This is a genomic window from Algibacter sp. L1A34, from assembly GCF_009796805.1.
In the GTDB taxonomy this organism is placed as follows: Bacteria; Bacteroidota; Bacteroidia; order Flavobacteriales; family Flavobacteriaceae; genus Algibacter.
In genome coordinates this window covers 4,398,042-4,418,157 of record NZ_CP047029.1, presented here as the reverse complement: position 1 = coordinate 4,418,157, position 20,116 = coordinate 4,398,042, and the positions used below count along the sequence as shown (strand labels likewise).

Here is a 20,116-nt window from a genome sequence, read left to right as displayed (position 1 = left end):
TATAGTTAAAAATTTGGTGTAACATTTCTTTAAAGTAATAGACTTATATTTTGTAGGAATAAAAAGTGAAATTCTAAGTTATAGAAAAGTATATTTTCTTTTATTACTTTTAGAACTCATATATTTTACCGAAATTGCTTATCGAAAATGTTTAATCTTAAATAATACAGTATTCATATGTCCGATGATTTTGATTTATTAGAAACTAATTCAAACGAAAAAACAGAAAAAGTAGATGTCAATTGGGGAAAAGCCATTGATACCATGAAATCTAAATTATCGCAAGAGGATGACCCCGAAGTGCGTCAAAAAATTCTAAATGCTACTTTGGACGATGTTGTGCATATGGCAGAAAAAGATAGATCTACGCTATTAGATGCTATTAAGGATTTAACCGATTATCAAGATGAAGTTGGTATTATGTTCGAGAAATTTTCGGCATTAAACCCAACAGAACAAAAGGTGATTGATGATGCTCAAAAGGCATTAGAACGCGCCAGAATTGAGTTAGAAGATGCCGAAAAGAAAGAAGATACTTGGTGGAATAACCTTTGGGGACGTAAAAGTAAAATTAAAAAAGAACAAGAAGAGTTTAAGGTAGCCGAAAAAACGCGAGCAGGAGCAGATAATAAAGCTAAAGCTATGTTTCAAGAGCGTATAGAAAGTGCCGATATCCAAACACTTTTAAGCGAATTATCATATAAATCGCAAGCTGCGGTAACACGTTTAAAAAATCGTGAAGTAGAAATTAAAGAAGTTGAAGAAAAGCTTAAAGATGCTATTGTAGAAGCTTCAAAAAACCACACCAAAGCCTTAGAGAAAAAGAAAGAGGTAGAAGGAAAGCTTGAAACGCAATATGCTTTATTAAAACAAGCGCGCCAAGAGTTAGAAGATATCGCCGATAAACAATCTACAGAGTATTCTGAAGCCATTGGTAAAATGACGACTTTAGAACAAAAAGTAGAAGAGTTGGAAGGTCTTAAAAATGCTTACACCACGCTTGCCGCAAGTAAAGACAGCTTCGTGCATAAGCACAATTTAACTATAAAGGTGTTAACATCGTTACGTAGCAACTTACAAACTCATCGTGCCAAATTAAAGTCGGATACTGAAGAGCGTCTTAAATATTACGATGGTTACGTTGTTGCTTTAAAAGCGCGTACCGATCAAGAATTTGCTGCTATTTTAGAACATTTAGGTGTTAAAACCGATGAGCATATTGGTCAAACTCTAGCCTCAATGCATACTGCAAGTGCTAAAGCGCGTCAAGATATGATGGATAATATTCCGGTTCACGAGAAAGTTATGCAAGGTGTTTACAGTAGTTATGCCGAGGCTTTACAAGAAATTCGTGCTAAAGATGGTGCTATTCAAAAGAATTTTGCAGAGCGCTATGGTATCGATATGAAAGAAATTTTTGAAGACTATTATAAAGCAGATGCTAATGCTCCAAAAGGAAGTGATGATGCGCCTGCAGCTAAACCAAAGCCAGCAGCTACAGAAGACGATTTGTTGAGCTAAATAATTAAAGAGCGCCACACTTTTTAAAATTTGGGCGTTCCTTTTTACAATCCTGCAAGGTTTTTTAGTAAACCTTGCAGCATCGTAAAAAGTCAGGCTTTCACTACTCGCTCCCTTCTAAGGTCGGGGAGCTCAAACAGGCCGTTCAATCCTTAACGCGGGATTAAACCCATGGCAAGGTTTTTAAAACAGATGTTACTTTAAAATAACCAAATGAAATCATTACATATCATCATTATTTTATCTGCTTTTATAATCTTAACATCTTTTAAAACTAAAGCTACTTTTCAATCTAACATAAACCATACAATAGTTGTTATCAACCACAATCAGGATAATCATGCATTTATTGGTAAATGGATTCAAAACAGCCATGCACCAGCAGCTAAAAAATGGAGGGCTAGTTCTATTATCAAAATTGACTTCAAAAAAGATTATACCGCTCATGTTTTAGTTTCCAAAGGCGGTGAAACCAAAATTATTATTGGCTCTTGGAGTACCAAAGAAACTGAGAACTCCATAAAAATTATGGGACCAAATGCCGAATTAGAAAATGGCGTTATTCTCGAATATTTAAGAAACGGAAAAGACTTGAATTTAATTCATTTATCTAAGCGTATAAACGATGGAAAAGTGTTTTTAGAATCGGGCGATGTCCTTTTCGAAAGTGCATTAAAATAAATAATCTGTAAAGATTCATATTTAATTAAAATAAATGTCAATAAACCAAATAGTAACACCATTAGACTCGGCCATCCTAGATTCCAAGGAGCAGTATGTCTTTTATCATAAAATGGTGGACTTTGTTTTTAAAGAACTTATAGTAGCGGTGCAAAGACAAAAACTTTGTAACGATCAAGAAGTGCAACTATTTAAACAATATGCCGATTTACTATTATATTCCATTGAAGCCATGCGTATTAAATATATGTATGATGATGAAGATAATATGAAAGTGGATTTAACCGAGTCTGGATTTCCAAACTATTTAGAATTCCGGTACCTATTTAACGATCTTGAATTACGTCAGGAATATTTAGAAAAATTAACACCAATAGCCACTTTAAAAGAAGATTTTTTAAACACTTTAATGCATAAAAAGCAGCCCATTCCTAAACGAAAGTTGTTTCAAGCGGCATCCATTGTTTATTATTCATCTGTAAAAAAAGAATATATATTTAATCGCTTTGTACAAGGAAAAATATTAAGCGCACCACAAAATGCCATAGCCGATTTATTAGTAAGTTGGAGTTTTTTCGATGTACAACACAACCGGCCATTTATGTGCTTCATGTACTTTAATTATGATGGTAATAAGATAAACGATTATAAAGATGAAATTTACGAGGTGTTAAAAACCACATCCGATCGTAAAATGTCTCTAGATACCATGGCTTACACCATCGATAGGAAATTACCAAAAGTATCACCAAAATTAATAAAACGTATAGACTTAGGTGCTATACATAACGTATTTGCAAAAGACGAAAATGTAGTAACGCACACCATTTTACAAGCTATAGGTAAAAAGGAAATTCCGTTAGAATCTTACGCGATTTCTTTAAAAATAGACGAAGTAAAATCTGGAAGCGAATTTAAAGAAGGTAGCTTTTTTAGTAAGCAAACCCTTCAAAAATGGGACGACATATTTAAACAAAAATTCATTTTTGCACCACACCGTATTATTCAACTATTATACAATAAAACACCCGAAATTTTGGATGATTTAGCCGAAGCGCCTTTTGAAGTAGCTGGTTTAAAAATTGAAATTAAAAAATAAAAATAAATTTTTAGTTAAAGTGACAGTCGGAGTAATTTAGGACTGAAAACTTAAGACTACCAATTGAAGACTTAAAAAAACATGGAACACAACTCAACTTTTCCAATAAAATTATCAGAACTCGATATGCTTCGCGATGAAGCTTCATCTTACTTAAAAAGCGTACAATGGGAGCAAGGATCAAGAGCGAAGAATAAAGATAAAGATGCTAAAGATGAATCTATTTTACTCTATTTGTCGAGAGCAAACAATGGCTCTTCGGTAGATATTACTTCGGTTTCTAAAACTATTTTAGCTTTAAAAAAACGATTGTTACCAGATTCAGTAGCACTTCCTATTCATCTAAATCAAACGCTTTATGCAGTGCAAGAAGGTATTACTTTAGGGATTTGGATTAAAGATAGTTTCTATGATGCTTCTGGTTTATCAAGTTTAAATGAGAATAAATCGGCTTTAGATTCTAACGGAAAACGTGAGTTCGAAAGTAAAATGCATACAGCAACGGCATTTATGTTATTTGCTACAGCTTATAAAATTTTAAATGATTTAAAACCTTTTGCTTCCGATGATTTATCGGTTATGAAACAGAAGTTTGCTGGTATTCCAGAAGTGTCGCTATTGTCGCCGCTAAAAGGGATTTCTTGTAATCTGTTTTATTATGATAAATATTTAGGACATCCAGAAATTGTAAAATCGGATAAAGATGTTATCGATTTTACGGTAGTTTATTTTGAGGCTTTAATTGGTGAAATTCAACTTAGAAAAAGTAGTTTAGAATACACCGAAACTATTGAAGATAGAACCTATAAACTAGAAAAATCTGAGTTTGCTATTTCAGGGTGGAACAACGTGTTTTCTGGAACGGCTGAAAGTATAGAATTTAATAAAATAAAATTTGAACAAATAGTTGGTAATCGTGATGCTAAGCACTTTGCGCGCCGTTTAACCGAGCGTATGCTAAGTTACGATTTTAAAGCAAAAAAGAACCCGTTTCAAGAACTTGGTGGTTTTATGCCAGTATTTATGGGTTACGGAATACCGGGAACAGGAAAATCAATGCTTATAGCAGCCATCGCAACCAGACTAAAAGAGCACTGTGATAATTTAGAAATTCCGTTTTTGTTTCATCCTATGCCAGATACCTTAATTTCAACATTTCAAGGTGGTTCAGCAGAAAAAATGGTAGAGTGGATGAAACCCATGCAAGATCCTACAAAGTTAATTTTTGCTCCAATTGATGATGCTGAAAATAATTTACAAGAGCGAACATCACAAGGTGTTTCTGCTGGTGTAAAAGAAGTTATTGGCGTATTTTTGCGTTATACAGAAGGCGCTTATGCGGTAAATTACGGTAATAGCTCTATTGGTTTATTTACCAATTTACCAGAAATGTTAGATAAAGCTGTAATCTCTCGTGTGCAAGGTCGATTTAAGATTGATGGTGCCCGAACGGAACATGATTTTTTAGATCAAGATTATATTTGGTGGAACAAATTAGATAAATCTTTACCCGATTTTGTAAACATGGAAAACCCTGAGGACTATAACTTTTTGAGCGATCAAGGTTTGTCTAAAAATATGGGTGAAATTTTAAATGTATCTAGTAAACCAAGTGAAGCTAGAGTTCATGCTATTTGTGATAAAGTAGAGGCTAAATATAAAACCAGTGAACACCTTTTTTATGCTAATTTGTATAAAGATATGCAAAAAGCGTTTCCGTTCTTCTCGTCTCGTGATGTAAGGAATATTCAGTCGGCTATTTCATTACGATTAACAGATTTTGATTTGGAAGAAAGTTGGTTTGAAAACCCCGAAATTTATTTCAAACAAGAATATGAAACGAAATTTAATATGCTTCAGGAATTGATGAAATCGAATATGAAAGGTCTAGACTTTTCGGAAATTAGAAGGCAAGAAGTTGTGCGTTATTTAGATAATGTTGCCACTATTGCAGATACTGATTTTAAACGAAAGGTAGATGCGAGAGTCAATCAATTAAATATAGAAACTGCAGCAAGAAAAACTTTTGAAAATGGCATCTAATAGATTAAAAAACATAAAAAGCACGCTGCTTTCTGATAATTATTACATTCTTAAAAAATTAAGTTTCGATTATTTAATGACTAACGGTACTTGGGTTAACCAAATGCGTGAAGTTTACGATAGAGGAGATGGAGCAGGAATTTTACTTTACAATACCGAAAAACAAACGGTTATTTTAACGAAGCAGTTTAGAATGCCAACCTATCAAAATGATAATAAAGATGGTTTTTTGGTTGAAATTACTGCAGGAATGCTGGATAAAGATAATCCGGAAGACTGCATTATTAGAGAAACAGAAGAAGAAGTAGGTTACCGTATAAATAAAGTAACAAAAGTTTACGAAGCCTATACGTCGCCTGGTGTAATGACCGAGAAAATGCACTTTTTTATTGCTGAATATACCGATGATATGAAAGTAAGCGAAGGCGGCGGTGTTGAAACTGAAACCGAAGATATTGAAGTGCTAGAATTACCCATTAAAGAAGCGATAGAGATGCTTAATAATGGTGAAATTCAGGATATGCGTACTATTGTTTTATTGCAGTATGCTATTATTAATAAACTTGTAACAAGTTAAAACAAACTAAATTATCGGTTGAAAGAAAATTGGGGATAAAAACGATTGCTAAATACGGATATAAAACACACACTGTTTTTTTGTTTTAGAAAAAGGCAGTTGCACGTATGCTATCTTTAAAATTAGCATTATTAACGAGGTATACACAAGTTGAAAAGTAACTATGAAGAAAAGGTTAAATCAATTACTCCACATCGTATTAGGAATTCTTACAGTACTTTTCTTTATAGCTTTAACTTTACTTATAGTTAATCTGTCAAATCACCTAAAAGCTAAACCTTTCGATAATTATATTATATATATTGGAGCTATATTAAGTTGTGTTTTTATTTTTTTATTTAAAAAGAAAAAGACTTACTTTATTACAGGAATTACTATTTCCATGCTTTTTATAGTGCTGAATTTTTTAATTAATATTTTTAGACATAAACATTTAACCTCCTTTTCTGATCATATAACAGTTTGGAACAGTAATAAACATAACACCACGATTCCTTTTTATAGCTCTGAATCGGGTCACCTTTTCCTTAAAGCAAAAATTGGAAACGAAACAAAATATATTGGTTTTGATACTGGTGCTGAATTATGTGGATTTAATGAAAACTATAATAATTCTAAAAAAACAACTATTATTTCTCTCACCGATTCTCAAATTAAAACAAAAAATGTAAGCATACAAAAGCTTAATAAACTTACCTTCAAAAATATCGATTTTGAAAAGGTTGATTACATATCAATGAATAAAGATATTTGGGAAAATGAATGTGGAATTTTTTTTAATCAAGATTCAATAGCGGGAGTATTAGGCAATAATATAATAAATTCTTTTATTTGGGATTTTGATATGTTAAATAAAACGGTTAAAATAAGTGAAAAAATAGAATTACAAAACATTTCTAAATTTGAAATAATTCCTTTATTAAAAAGTGGTAAAAAAAGTTGGTCAATTAATATTAAAGTGAATGGTAATCGAAAAAGAATCAAATTAGATACGGGCTCTAATGGAACTCTAACTATTAAAGATTCAATTACACTTCAAGAAAATTATAAATACAAAATTGGTCACTCTAATTCAATAGGATTATTCTCTTTTGAAGATTGTTATAAGAAAGAGGATAGTTCTGAAATTACTAAAAAAGCGCAAAAAGGAAAAAGGCAAATTTTTACTGATTTAAAAATTTCAAATATTAATTTCAAGAATGTTTTAATTGAGGACACAGGTAATAGTAATCTTATTGGTGTTCCTCTCATTTGGGAATACGAAAGAGTAATTTTAGACTTTTTAAATGGTAAAATGTATTTATTTAATAAAAATCATTCAAAAAGTGCTAAAAGTATAAGTAACATAAGTAACAATGCGAGAGAAGAGTTCGTGAAAAAAAACTTTACCCAAGATTGTTTATAATGAATTATTTAACCAACATATCAAATTAAATACAAACTATCAATAATAATATAGTTGAAGTATTAAATTAATAAAAAACATGCAAAAATTACTAGAAGCGAATTTATACCGAAGCGAACTCATTTCAGTGAGTGGAAAACTCGTCGAGCGTTACAATAAATGCTTGGTAAAGCTTGGCTTTTCGGAAACCAAATTAAAGTCTTTTCAAATTGATGGTATAGGTTGGAGTCCTGAAATTGCTGATGAAAAAGGTGAGATTAATTACCTTAATAATGGTGAAGCGAATCCGCATGGTATCATTATTTCTCCTTTGCAGAAAGGTAAGCCTGTTTACTTGTCGTTTCATACTTTCGATAGAGAACTCATGAAATTTGTATTTAAAATTCATGGTGAAAAAATAAAAGATATAACTAGAGATTGCGCTATTTGCTTAGATTTCGACCAAGGTATCGATGCTTTTTATGAACCTTTAGATGTTTTAAAATATAAAACGGTAAACATTCATTTTCATTTAATTAATGATTTGTTAAACGTACAAAAGGATCAACGAAAATTAGTTTCAACGTTTAATGAGAGCACTAATTTTATTGATGAAGCGCTTCATGCGGAACTATTGAGTTCTGCTAAAAAATATGGTGATTTACGCCATCGAGATTTAGATTTACACGAACTGCAATACACTACAGATTCTTTTTATACAAGAGCTTTTGGCGGTGTTTATGTATTGCGTGATTTTATAACGCCTATAGTGGTTTTTGAAGATGAAAAATGGCATAAAGAGGCTATAACTAATACCAGTTACGAGGTTTTAATTTTCCATATTCAACAACCAGAACTTATGGATAAATTAAGAGATCACGTTATTATTGAGTATAACTTAGAGACTGTTGTGAAGACGAAACGTTACGAACGTATTAAAAAGTTTGAGATGTCTACATATTTGAAAAATACGCAACACCCTATAAAAGATATTTTAAACGATCCGATTTTATATAAGAGTTATTTGAATAAACTAGATATTAATGCTCGTAAAAAAGTGATGAGTGTTGAGCGTTATTTAGAGAAAATAGAAAATAGTAATCAGTTTAAAATTGCCGATATTGTCGACTTTAAATTATTTGAGGCATTACATAAGCCACATTCATCTTTAGATGGGAAACATCAGGATTTAATTTGGATGCTGCTCGTTAATATTTCACCTAAAGATGTACTTTTCTGGTATTGGTATGATAAAGAATCTTTTTATGCTAGTTTTGAAACTTGGGACGATTCTTTAAAGGATTGGGCGATTGAAACAATTAGTAACAATATTTGATAATTAAAGACTAATATAAAAAAGGCATTTGTAACTCTGTACTTGATGCGGAATCCATAAAAGCTATTAAATAAAACTTCAAACTAACAAAAATATGACACTAGAACTCATAATATTCGTTGCCGCTATCCTTTTCGGAATCTTTATTTATTGGAGAGAATCAAGAAGTAATGCATTGTATCGTTTTTTTAACAAGGTAATAAACTCCAAAACATTGCAAATGAAACCTAACGACCAAACGGGCTTTGTTTACAAACAATCATTTCTGTTGCGGTTAGTTTTTGTTGGTTTTCTGTTTCTAATCGGTATTGTTTTAGTTCGTTTTTTAATTCCGATAGATATAGCAACAATTTCTATATTTGCATCTATGATTGTGGGTACTTTGGTGGGGACGTATTTAGCAAATTTCATCTTTAAATCGAGTGAAGTTATTGAAGAGCAAAGTGATTCTCTTGAGCATATGGTGCATGATACTATTGAAAAAGGAAAAGACTTTATAGAAGATTTACAAACTAGAGATTCAGGTGAAGTTATAGAAAATATTAAAGAGGAATCTCCAAAAGTAGAAGGGAAAAGTGCTAGAGAACGCTTGAAAGATAAGGGATTGCTCTAATAATTAGTCACAATTATCATGAAGAAAACAATTATGTTTTGTTCAATAAGTAAACAAATTAATAAAAAGTTTAGATCAAGTAAATTTTTATTCTAAACTTCAAACTAAATAAAATGATTAAAAATTATTGGAATAAAGGAAAAAAGCAAAAAAGAGTAACCATAATTGCGTTCTTAATTTTACTTATTGCATTGTTTGTGTTGCGTGACGACTACCAGCCAGCTTTACTATTTGTTAGAAAGTACATTTTCGTTATTTTGTTAAGTGTAGTTGTTTTGTTTTTAGGCTTGCGAAAGTTTAGAAACTCTACAAGTACATTTGGTAGATTAGTTATGCTAGGTGTTTTAATAGTGTTCTTCGGTGCATTATACATTGTTGGTTGGCAGTTTAAAATGTACGAATACATGAAAACTTATAACGTATTTAATCATTTAAATCGTATTGAAATAAACGAATTACCATTAACTCAAAATGAGCGCATTCAACCTATGCGCAACGTGTATTCTATGGCGAATGAAAGTGTTGGAGAAACTAAAGATGTTTCTTTGCCTCATTTAGTTCGTATTGGGAAAGAAAATAAATGGACGATGGCCATTCAACCAACTGAAAAATACAGATGGCAAGGAATGACCGATAATACTGAGGAAGTTTTTGCTGTATCGAGTACCACACCATTCCCACGTTTTTCGAGTGAGAATCGTATTCCTGTAACATTTTCTATTGGAGAATCTCTTAAATTTAGTCGAAACACCTACAATGCTGTTGTTCAGCGTTTCAATATTTTTCAACTATTTACCTTAGAGCCTAGTGATACTTATTACATGAAAAACGACGCTGGTAAATGGGTAGAAGTGGTGAGTTTAATTAAATGGAAAGGCTTTTTATTTCCATATCCAACCTTTGGTGGTGTTATGGTAATTGATAGTGGAGAGCACGACATGAACGATTATCTTGAGCGTATTTTAATAGGGAAAGGTACTTATGTAAGTCCGGAGGAAATGAAAGATCATCCGTACTTAATTGGTCAAAATACTTTAGCCGAAAAGGTATCACGGTTACAAGCAGAATCTTTAAAGTTCTTAGGAGGTTTTAGTGATCCGTTACCTTGGAATATGGAAACTGCCGTTAAAATCCCGAATTTAACAGACGATCAAAATAAGCAACCTTATGTAACCGATTTTAATTTCACGGATACTAAAACAGGTGCATACAGCGGTCTTTATCATTGGTTTGGTTTAGAGCCTGTGGGGAATGAGCGTACGAGTTTAATGTATAGTGTTTTTATTCCTGCCGATGGTAGCGATGCTTTTTATTATTACGATCATGCTTCTAAAAAACAAGGTTATGCAGGTGTTTCTGCTATGCCTTTAAAAGTTATTGAATCTCGAAAAGAATTCGATTGGTCTGTTAATAAACCTGTAGAATTTCGTCCATATATAAAGGATATAGCAGGGCGTCGTCGTATGTTTTTCTTAGGGACTATTTCGGCTATTCGTGAAGACTCTAATAATTTCGATGGTTCTGCAACTCCAGATTTAGCTTTAGTAGATAGTGAGTATCGTGATGTTGTTTGGATAGATGTAAAACACCCGAGTCAATGGGATAAAACGGTTTACGATCAGCTTAACGAAGCTTGGAGATCTAGTGAAGGCATTGGGAAGTATTTTGTAGAAGAAACTAAACAGATTGATGCTGTTGTGCAGCAGCCTACAGATTCTATAAAGCCTGTGATTTCTAACGACGAGTTATTAAAACAGTTACAAGAGCAGAAAAAAGTATTAGAAATTAAACAACTGCAAAAAGAGATAGATTCTTTAAAAGCAGCATCTAAATAGAAGCTTTCAAAACCTTTCAGATTATTTATTCTGGAAGGTTTTTTTTTGAAAAAAGCTGTAACATTTACTTCTTAATCTCTACCTATATAATAAAGAAATATTATGGGTGGCTATATGGGTTTGGGTTTACAAAAGTGGATTTACTCTAGAGATCCTCAAAAAAAGATGTTCAAAAAAGAGCGTTTAAAATCCTTTACAGCGCTGCCTAAATATTCAAGAACATTCATTTTAAAGCCGAGTATAAAAGAAAACAAAAAACTAAACGGACTTTTAACGGTTGTTTTTAGTTTTTTAATTCTATCAGTATTTACTTTTAATCATTTTGTAGATTATTCAAATAAACAGTCTCAGCGAATTATTAAAATTACAAATTTCAAGAATTTGGAAGCTTTTAATTTTTTAGTGAATTCAGGTGAAAACCGATTAAGAACTAATCAAATTAAAATGGCGTATTCTGAGTTTAAACTAGCATATAACATTAACTCAGAAAACAAAGAATTAAACCAGTTAATGATTGAAACCTTGAGTATACTTTGTAGTAACGATAATAAATATTGTGACGAATTAGATGCTATTCTAGATGTTTTCTAAAAGAAGAGATTTTGGTGTTAAACCTTATTCTTTAAAATCATCATTTTTCATAGATGGTAAAGCTAATTCCTCATCATTCGGGATTTGGTATTCTTCACATTCGTTACTTATAGACGTATAATGTTCTAAAGGAATATCTACCCAATAATCACTTCCTAAAAGTTTAAAAAAGTAACGTTTATCAATGTGTTTTTGAAAAAACTCTTGTATTTCGTTACGTTGATGTCGCTCGGTTTCCTGCGTTAAAGAGTCGGTATAATTAGTTGTTATTGTTTTCTCTTTTAGATAACGAATATATGTGGTGTCTTTACAAAAAGTTATGTTTTTAGGTTCACCACTGCCTCCATCCCAATCAATACGATCTTGATCTATAGAAAACTTATAAGTAAACCTATGCGTTGTACCATAATTATGATTGGAAAAAACACCTATAGCAGTACTTTCTGTATTTGTTTTTTCTACAACTATATGTTTTCCGTTAGGTAATATTATGCTCGTTTTATCAATAGTTTCTTCTTCTTGATAATCGCAACTGGTAACCAGGCAATTAAAGGCTATTAAAAGCAAAGTCGTTATTGTTATTCTAAATGTATTAGTCATTATTTTTTACGAATATTCATTTTATAATTACTTTTTCAAAACATTTACTATTCTCAATATTTGCATATTGACCATAATTAGGTATTAATTTATAACCATTTTTTTCATAAAGACCAATAGCTTCTGGTTGTTTAATTCCCGTTTCTAAAATACATTTTTTATACAATAATTCTCTGGCCCATTTTTCTAATTCATTAAGAATAAGGGACGCAATGCCTTTACCTCGGCTTTCAATAGAGGTAAACATACGTTTAATTTCCATCGCGTTATTATCGTATTCCTTTATTGCTCCACAACCTAAAGGGATGTTGTTTTTATAAACAACGATTACATGTTTAATACTATCAGTTTTGTTAAACTGAGCGTAAAAAGAATGGTCTTCACCATCTCTTATCGCCAAATCTAAATCTAATAGCTTTACAAGTTTTATAAAGTCTTTATTTTCAGAATTGGTTCTTAATATTTTCATTTTAAACACATTTAATATTTCTCGATAATTATTTTTTAGAAACAATACAAATTAAATTAGCTCAAACTCTTAAAACCTAAAGCATCTAAGAAATTTCATTTGGTTTACCAATTTCATCAATTAATTCAACAGGATCTGGAGTGTTTTTCTTCCAAGTTTTTTCTAAATATTTATACAATAAATAACAGCTTAAAATACCAAAAGGAAGCAATAAAAAGCTTAATAAAGTTTCATTAAAATTATCTAAAGTCTCCGGAGATGTCAATGCCATAAAAATGCCTACTATTAAACCCGATAATACAATAGCACCGTAATAAACCACAATTCCTAAAATTGCAAAACCCCAAGGGCTTTTGTTATATTCTTCGGCCAATTTGTAAAAATATTTACCAATCCAATACATTAAAACTAGTGCTAACATATTATATATTTTAATTTAAAGATATATTCGTTTTAAGTTACTAATATAGAACTCTCGGTACAAATTAAGGGCAAGTATTACAATATTAATAAAAAAGGAGTTCGAAAAAGAAGGTGATAAAAGACTATAGAAATTAGGCGTTTTTAATAAAATTGACACAAATATGTTCTCTGTTTTTATGCTAACTGACATATTTACTGATTTAGTTTTCATTTTTTGTCGTTATTTTTTAATTACATCACCAAAACTTGTATTTCTTGTTATTAAAGGGATAGAACGTTATTTTTTTATTTTAAACACTTAAAATAAGTAGTTTGTAAACGGTCTTTTTGTTCTTTTTAAGTTTTTGGCTTGATTTTGGCGGCTAAGGGTGAAGTAAGTTTAAATTAAAATATTTACTGTGTAAGAATTATGCAAAGAATATTTTTAAAAATTAAGTAATTATAGTATGAGTCAAGTAAAAGAGAACAACACAGTAAAAGTAAATTATACAGGTAAATTATCTGACGGACAAATTTTTGATAGTTCTGTAGGAGAAGGCAGAGAGCCAATAGAATTTACTTTAGGTCAAGGACAAATAATACCTGGCTTCGAAAAAGGATTGATCGACATGAAGTTGAACGAGAAAAAAACCATTACAATTGCTAAAGAAGAAGCATATGGTGATGTTAATCCAAATTTAATACAAGAAGTTAATAAAAGCGAACTTCCTCAAGATATGGCTCCAGAAGTTGGTATGGGCTTAGTTTCTAAAACTCCAGATGGACAAGAAATGAATTTAGTTGTTGTGGAAGTTAAAGAAGAAAGTGTTGTTATAGATGGCAACCATCCTTTAGCTGGTAAAGAACTTATTTTTGATCTAGAAGTGTTAGAGATTAAATAAATAGAAATTAAAAAATAAAACAAACACTTTGTTTTTAATGACCTGACAGCTATTGTTTAACGATACTTGTCAGGTTTTTTTATAAAAAATATTCAGTTTTAAGCAATCTTATTTAGACTTCTTAAGTCTCTTTTCTTCTTTTTTCTCCTTAGGGGTTTTAGTCGCTTCTTTTTTTACGTTCTTCTTTGCATCTTTACTTTTTGCCATGATATTTTATGTTAAGGTTCTATCTTTAAATTATTGTTGATGCGATGATGTAAAATTATTTTAATATTTACATTCAGCATTGAACTAAGTTAACTGGAACTTTTTATAAAGCAAGCTAAATATTTTTTTACTCTAATGGTAAACAAGGCTCTAACATAAAACTTTCCGAAGAAATAAAATTTATTTAGGCTCGGTACAAGTTATAATTAATCCTTTTCTAAAAAACATAAATAAAATAATTTTGGCGTTACCCGAAAAGGGTCGGGCTTTCCGATACAAATCCTCGCAAGCCCAATTATCATTGGTCTTACTGTGGGTTTTTCACTGCAATCCCTAACGCAAGTACTTGCTAGTGTTATTCTATTTTAGAGCTAATTGGTGTGTTTGCAAAGTCATTGTATTAGAATTCATTCAAAACATCAAAAATATATTAGTTTATTCGTTCAATTTTTTTCTCTTTCTAATAAAATAAAGGAGCAAACTAGCAGCCAATAGAATCACGAGGAATATTAAATAATTAGAATTAAAACCGGCGCTTTGCATTTTCAACGGTTGCCAAGTTCCATTTAAGCTTTCTAAATTTATTTCATGATTATTATCTTTATTTAAAGTAAATTTTTGCTTCGGAAATTCATCTATTAAAAAGATAATAATAGATTGGCTATTATATATATCTTTAAATAATTCATTTTTTAAATCAATTGTGTTTACCTTGTCAGGAAGACCAATAATTTCGGCAACTAATTTAGTTTCATGACCTAAGAAAACCTTTGGGTTCTTCAACTGCAACGTATCTCTATCATTAACAACAATAGAAAAACTATTTTTAAAATGTGCTATAGCTAAGTCTTGAAACTCTTCTGGAGATTTGTAAACACCTTCACCATTAATGTAATTAACCTCTTGCTGAAAAGCGGTTAAAGAACTATTAATTTGTAAAATAATTTGACCATTATCTGTTTTAGAAATAATAACATTCGATAAATCAGGCTGGTGAGCAAATAAAAAATGGCTCACCAACATTGAAATAATAATAAAGGAAAACTTCATTTTAGATTTTTTATAAAGCATATTCACCACGTAAACCATCTATAAAATTGTTATTCCCAGCTTCATCTACATGATAATGATAACCTCTAGTTTCGTCGTAATGACCTCTAGATTCATCTAAATCTGTATATTCATTTCCGCTAGCATCCGTATTTTCATAGATTCCATAACCATCAAAAGCATAACCAATCATAGCAGCATGGCCATCGCTTTGTTCTATTGTCGTAGAAAGACCCGTAGCAGCGTGATAATGATAACCTGCGGCTAGATTTATATGTCCACCAGCATCATCAAAAGGCGCTAAAGTGTAAGCTGCTAATATATTGTCTGTAGGAGCAGGCGCATCAAAAACAACACCGTTAAATGCTATACCTCTACTAGAAGGAAGAGTACTTACAGCGCCACCAGGACCGCCACCAAGTCCTGTTGTAAATACGTATGCGGTAGTCGCTTTTTTAGGAGTTACAGGAATATAATATGTATGCGTAATATCTGCAACATAAGATGGTAAACACTCTACACAATAATTCTCATATTCTGCTCCAACATTAGGGTTTGCAGCTTCCTCGCATTCTTCTATAGTAGAAGTTTTCGTTATTGCACCTGTTTCGCTATCATACATCATCCAAGTGTCATCATTATAAAAGGTTGCTAAATTTTGAACAAAAGCACCATCTACATCAAAAACTTCACCATCTTCTAACCAAATACCACCAGCCGAAGCATCGTCAGAAATATTATCTGGACACCAAGGTCCCATTTCATGATCTGTAGGTGTTGATGTCACTACTATTTTGTAGCAATCTGCAGTTGTACCATCAGAGAGCGTTCTGCTTTCAATAGAAATAGCTTCAGATAGCCCACCAGAAAGAAAGTTGTCACTTTGTACCGATACCGTTACTTCATCATCTGTAGATGTTTCTGTATCGGTGTTGGAATCATCGTCACTACAAGCGGTAAAAGCTACTAAAATAAAACTTAATGCTAGATTTTGAATTTTAGTTGTTGTCATAATATTTTTTTGATTATTTATACCTCAGATAATAATAAGGTTTAAATGTTAGATGCCTTTTATTTAAAAAACTTGTGATAAAATGTTTTTATTTTAAAAAGATTAAAATTTATTATGACTAACAATTTTAATAATAAGTGTCTTATTTTTTATTAAAATATGAAAGATTTATTTTGCTTATAAAGCATATTCACCGCGTAAACCATCTATAAAATTATTATTCCCAGCATCGTCTACATGATAATGATATCCTCTAGTTTCGTCGTAATGACCTCTAGATTCATCTAAATCTATGTACGCTTTTCCGTTGGCATCTGTGTTTTCAAAAATTCCATAACCATCAAATGCATAACCTATCATAGCAGCATGCCCGTCGGCTTGTTCTATTTTTTTAGAAATACCAGTTGCAGCATGGTAGTGATAACCAGCCGCTAAGTTTATATGTCCACCAGCATCATCAAAAGGCGCCAAAGTGTAAGCACTTAAAATATTATCTACAGGAGCAGGTGCATCAAAAACAACACCGTTAAAAGCTAAACCTCTGCTAGAAGGCATTCCAGAATTACCTTCCGGTCTTTCGTGTCCTGCTTCAGGGCGTTCTGGTCTTTCGTGACCATCTGGACCACCCGGTCCGCCAGGACCTCTACCACCAGGACCTTTTGAAAAGGCATAAGCCGAAACAGCTTTTTTAGGAGTAACCGGAATATAATATGTATGTTGCACATCTGCCACATAAGCCGGTAAACACTCTACGCAATAATTTTGGTATTCTGCTCCAACATTTGGATTTGCAGCTTCTTGGCACTCTTGTTTCGTTTTTGTTTTTGTGATTTCACCAGTTTCACTGTTGTATAACATCCAAGTATCATCTTTAAAAAATGTTGCTAAGTTTTTTACAAAAGCACCATCCACATCATACACCTTTCCATCATCTAACCAAATACCTCCCGCCGAAGCATCATCAGAAACATTGCTAGGGCACCAAGGTCCCATATTATGGTCTGTTGGCGTGCTTGTTGCTACTATTTTATAACAATCGGCAGTAGAACCATCAGAAAGTGTTCTACTTTCTATCGAAATAGGTTCAGCTAACCCTCCCGTCAGAAAATTTTCGCTTTTAACCGAGATGGTTACTTTATCTTTATTAACCGTTTTAGTGTTAGAACTACTGTTTTTACAAGCCAAAAAGCTGACTAATATTAAACTTAATGTTAAAAAATTATATTGATTTTTTATCATAATAATTTGGCTGTTTTATGTTTATCTTTGAGTGTATGTATTGAGATTAAACGAAGTTAGCCATTTATTTCGACAAGATGAAATTCGATTTTATAAACTAATCAATCAAAGAAGATATAAAAAGAAAATGTTTCACGGAATAATTTTTTTTTTGGCGTTACCCGAAAAGGGTCGGGCTTTCACTACTCAATCTTTTTGCGAAACGTTCTTAATTTTTTAAGAATTACTATTTTTATTAAAATTCAGTTCAACCAAGAATGTTCCGTTTTAGTTTTTTCGCAAAAAGGATTTCAAACACGCCGTTCAATCCCTAACGCTAGTGTTGTCGCTATGCTTTATGTTCTTTTAGAAAGGAACGGAAAAACAGCTAAAAAATCAATAATATTATAAATGTTCTATTAAAAATCTTCAGACCATTAAACAAAACACATTTTAAATCAATCCCTAAAACCCTTCAAAAACTCCCAAGCCAAAAAGAGCAAAGTCATACTTTACAGGATCGCTTTTATCCAATGCCCTTAAACTCGTGTCTAATTCCAAAAGCGCTTTAGCATCATTTTGCTTTCGGTTTAATAAACCCAATTTTTCTAGCAACATTTCCAGAATGTACATCTAGAGGGCAAGATAATAGAGCAGGAGATAAGCTTTTCCAGATGCCAAAATCTACGCCAGTATTATCGTTTCTCACCATCCAACGTAAAAACATGTTAATACGTTTGGCTGCCGATTTTCGTAAGGGGTCGCTCACATGTTTTTCTGTTCGTTTTAAATGATCAACTTCAAAAAAAGCACGTTTAAATTCAGAAATGGAAGTCTGTAAAAAAGCACCATCAGCATGTTTAGTAAAAATAGCTTCCAATCCATTATGGTTTTTATAAATATGCTGTAAAGATTTTATAAACTGCACGCAATCGCCGCCATTAAAGGTGCGGTGTACAAAGGGTAGTAATTTTTCTAAATCACTTTCTGTGTGATTTAAAACAAAATCGAAAGGCGAATTATCCAATAAGTTCATTAGTTTATTGGCGTTGTTAATAATACTCTTTCGGTTTCCCCAAGCAATAGTAGCAGCCAAAAAACCAGCGATTTCAATATCTTCTTTTTTCGAAAATTGATGGGGAATTTGTATTGGATCACTATCAATAAACTTCGGATTGTTAAACTCGTAAACCTTGGCGTCTAAAAATTCTTTTAGTTCCGCTTTGGATATTTTTTTCGATTGATCTTTCATAATAAAACAAAAATATTGTAATAACTTGACTTTACACACGTCTTACTAATCAATTAAAAACTAAATTCGTTTTTAATACCTTTTAATGAAACAAACAAAGTACATTTTACCAATTATTGTATTTGCTCAATTTTGTTGCACCTCGCTGTGGTTTGCGACAAATGGTGTGATTGAGGATTTGGTAAATAACTTTACTTTAAATCAGTCGGCTTTAGGGCATTTATCATCAGCCGTGCAGTTTGGTTTTATTATAGGAACCTTTTTATTTGCACTTTTAACAATAACCGACAGGTTTTCTCCATCTAAAGTGTTTTTTGTTAGCGCAGTTTTAGCTGCAATTTTTAACTTAATGATTGTTTTGGAAGACCATAATCTCTCTAGTTTGTTAATACTTAGGTTTGGTACAGGTTTTTTTCTAGCTGGTATTTATCCCGTAGGTATGAAAATTGCAGCCGATTATTTCGATAAAGGTTTGGGTAAATCACTTGGCTACTTGGTTGGAGCTTTAGTTTTAGGAACCGCTTTCCCTCATGTTTTAAAAGGTTTTGGAAGTTCATTTTCTTGGCAACATATTATTTACACCACAACAGTGTTGGCAATGCTTGGAGGTATTGTTATGCTTGTATTTGTTCCAGATGGACCGTTTAGAAAGCCGGTTACAAAATTCGATATTTCTGTACTTTTCAATGTGTTTAAAGTTCACGATTTTAGAAAAGCAGCCTTTGGTTATTTTGGGCACATGTGGGAATTGTACACGTTTTGGGCTTTTGTTCCTATTATTTTAAAGGCTTATGTGGAGTTACATCCAGAAGTAGAATTCAATATCCCAATGCTCAGTTTTGTAATTATAGCATCAGGATCTTTGGCATGTGTTGTTTCTGGTTATTTATCTCAAGTTTATGGCGCTAAAAAAATAGGAGCGATGGCATTATTGTTCTCAGGACTTTGTTGTTTAGTGTCTCCGTTATTTTTCAGCCTAAACTCAGAAGTTGTTTTTGTCATATTCTTAGTATTTTGGGGTATGGTTGTCGTGGCCGATTCACCTTTGTTTTCAACTCTAGTAGCCCAAAACGTAAATGCAGAACATAAAGGTACGGCGCTAACAATCGTTAATTCTATTGGGTTTGCTATAACTATTGTTAGTATTCAATTAGCAAGCAACTTAATAGATGTTATGGAAGTGAAATATCTGTTTTTAATTATAGCTATCGGCCCAATATTAGGACTTCTAGGTCTTTTAAATAAAAATTAGCTGTTTAATAAAGGACTAAAGGCGATTATAATAAACAGATTTTTTTTTAAATTCAACTTTAAGATGCTTAAA

At 31.9% G+C, this 20,116-nt stretch carries 18 protein-coding genes and 1 pseudogene; 12 read left to right on the top strand and 7 right to left on the bottom strand.

Translation table 11 applies throughout. The features are described from left to right. Positions 1 to 177: 177 nt before the first annotated feature. From GQR97_RS18635 to GQR97_RS18590, 10 genes are all read left to right on the top strand, one after another. The gene (locus GQR97_RS18635) at positions 178 to 1,521 is read left to right on the top strand and encodes a microtubule-binding protein (protein ID WP_158851155.1); all 1,344 of its coding nucleotides are present in this window, start codon (positions 178 to 180) and stop codon (positions 1,519 to 1,521) included. Positions 1,522 to 1,734: 213 nt separating this feature from the next. Beyond that, positions 1,735 to 2,202 carry a hypothetical protein gene (locus GQR97_RS18630; protein WP_158851153.1) on the top strand — a complete coding sequence of 156 codons (468 nt, stop codon included), beginning with the start codon at positions 1,735 to 1,737 and terminating at the stop codon, positions 2,200 to 2,202. A 34-nt stretch (positions 2,203 to 2,236) separates the two neighbouring features. Next, positions 2,237 to 3,301 (top strand): hypothetical protein, encoded by a 1,065-nt coding sequence (locus GQR97_RS18625; protein WP_158851151.1) that lies wholly within the window; start codon positions 2,237 to 2,239, stop codon positions 3,299 to 3,301. Between the two features lie 81 nt (positions 3,302 to 3,382). Beyond that, positions 3,383 to 5,344: an AAA family ATPase gene (locus GQR97_RS18620; protein ID WP_158851149.1), complete on the top strand. Its 1,962-nt coding sequence runs from the start codon at positions 3,383 to 3,385 to the stop codon at positions 5,342 to 5,344. Then, positions 5,334 to 5,921, top strand: coding sequence for an NUDIX domain-containing protein (locus tag GQR97_RS18615; RefSeq protein ID WP_158851147.1), 588 nt, complete (start codon positions 5,334 to 5,336; stop codon positions 5,919 to 5,921). The genes GQR97_RS18620 and GQR97_RS18615 overlap by 11 nt, the downstream gene beginning before the upstream one ends. 163 nt (positions 5,922 to 6,084) lie before the next feature. Continuing rightward, positions 6,085 to 7,326 carry a hypothetical protein gene (locus GQR97_RS18610; protein ID WP_158851145.1) on the top strand — a complete coding sequence of 414 codons (1,242 nt, stop codon included), beginning with the start codon at positions 6,085 to 6,087 and terminating at the stop codon, positions 7,324 to 7,326. Between the two features lie 79 nt (positions 7,327 to 7,405). Beyond that, the gene (locus tag GQR97_RS18605) at positions 7,406 to 8,641 is read left to right on the top strand and encodes a DUF6638 family protein (protein WP_158851143.1); all 1,236 of its coding nucleotides are present in this window, start codon (positions 7,406 to 7,408) and stop codon (positions 8,639 to 8,641) included. A gap of 94 nt (positions 8,642 to 8,735) precedes the next feature. Next, positions 8,736 to 9,254: a hypothetical protein gene (locus GQR97_RS18600; protein ID WP_158851141.1), complete on the top strand. Its 519-nt coding sequence runs from the start codon at positions 8,736 to 8,738 to the stop codon at positions 9,252 to 9,254. Between the two features lie 113 nt (positions 9,255 to 9,367). Then, positions 9,368 to 11,089, top strand: a complete 1,722-nt coding sequence (locus GQR97_RS18595) for a hypothetical protein (protein ID WP_158851139.1) — start codon at positions 9,368 to 9,370, stop codon at positions 11,087 to 11,089. Between the two features lie 102 nt (positions 11,090 to 11,191). Then, a complete protein-coding gene (locus tag GQR97_RS18590) occupies positions 11,192 to 11,680 on the top strand; it encodes a hypothetical protein (protein WP_158851137.1) in 489 nt (162 codons plus the stop codon). 24 nt (positions 11,681 to 11,704) lie between these two features. On the opposite strand, the gene GQR97_RS18585 is transcribed toward GQR97_RS18590, so the two are convergent. The 3 genes from GQR97_RS18585 to GQR97_RS18575 form a co-directional block, all read right to left on the bottom strand. Continuing rightward, complete coding sequence (locus tag GQR97_RS18585) at positions 11,705 to 12,280, bottom strand: hypothetical protein (RefSeq protein WP_158851135.1); 576 nt, start codon at positions 12,278 to 12,280, stop codon at positions 11,705 to 11,707. 16 nt (positions 12,281 to 12,296) lie between these two features. Then, the gene (locus GQR97_RS18580; protein WP_158851133.1) at positions 12,297 to 12,749 is read right to left on the bottom strand and encodes a GNAT family N-acetyltransferase; all 453 of its coding nucleotides are present in this window, start codon (positions 12,747 to 12,749) and stop codon (positions 12,297 to 12,299) included. A gap of 85 nt (positions 12,750 to 12,834) precedes the next feature. After that, entirely contained in the window at positions 12,835 to 13,170 is a 336-nt protein-coding gene (locus GQR97_RS18575; protein WP_158851131.1) for a hypothetical protein, read from the bottom strand. A 448-nt stretch (positions 13,171 to 13,618) separates the two neighbouring features. On the opposite strand from GQR97_RS18575, the gene GQR97_RS18570 reads away from it, so the two are divergent. Then, positions 13,619 to 14,053, top strand: coding sequence for a peptidylprolyl isomerase (locus GQR97_RS18570; protein WP_158851130.1), 435 nt, complete (start codon positions 13,619 to 13,621; stop codon positions 14,051 to 14,053). Between the two features lie 642 nt (positions 14,054 to 14,695). On the opposite strand, the gene GQR97_RS18565 is transcribed toward GQR97_RS18570, so the two are convergent. From GQR97_RS18565 to GQR97_RS18550, 4 genes and pseudogenes are all read right to left on the bottom strand, one after another. After that, positions 14,696 to 15,310, bottom strand: coding sequence for a hypothetical protein (locus GQR97_RS18565; protein WP_158851128.1), 615 nt, complete (start codon positions 15,308 to 15,310; stop codon positions 14,696 to 14,698). 10 nt (positions 15,311 to 15,320) lie between these two features. Continuing rightward, a complete protein-coding gene (locus GQR97_RS18560) occupies positions 15,321 to 16,322 on the bottom strand; it encodes a YHYH protein (RefSeq protein ID WP_158851126.1) in 1,002 nt (333 codons plus the stop codon). A 177-nt stretch (positions 16,323 to 16,499) separates the two neighbouring features. Continuing rightward, positions 16,500 to 17,561: a YHYH protein gene (locus GQR97_RS18555; RefSeq protein ID WP_158851124.1), complete on the bottom strand. Its 1,062-nt coding sequence runs from the start codon at positions 17,559 to 17,561 to the stop codon at positions 16,500 to 16,502. Positions 17,562 to 18,005: 444 nt separating this feature from the next. Continuing rightward, positions 18,006 to 18,771, bottom strand: a pseudogene (locus tag GQR97_RS18550) (TIGR02757 family protein). 106 nt (positions 18,772 to 18,877) lie between these two features. Here GQR97_RS18550 and GQR97_RS18545 point away from each other — a divergent pair. Beyond that, complete coding sequence (locus GQR97_RS18545) at positions 18,878 to 20,044, top strand: MFS transporter (RefSeq protein ID WP_158851122.1); 1,167 nt, start codon at positions 18,878 to 18,880, stop codon at positions 20,042 to 20,044. Positions 20,045 to 20,116 lie beyond the last annotated feature (72 nt).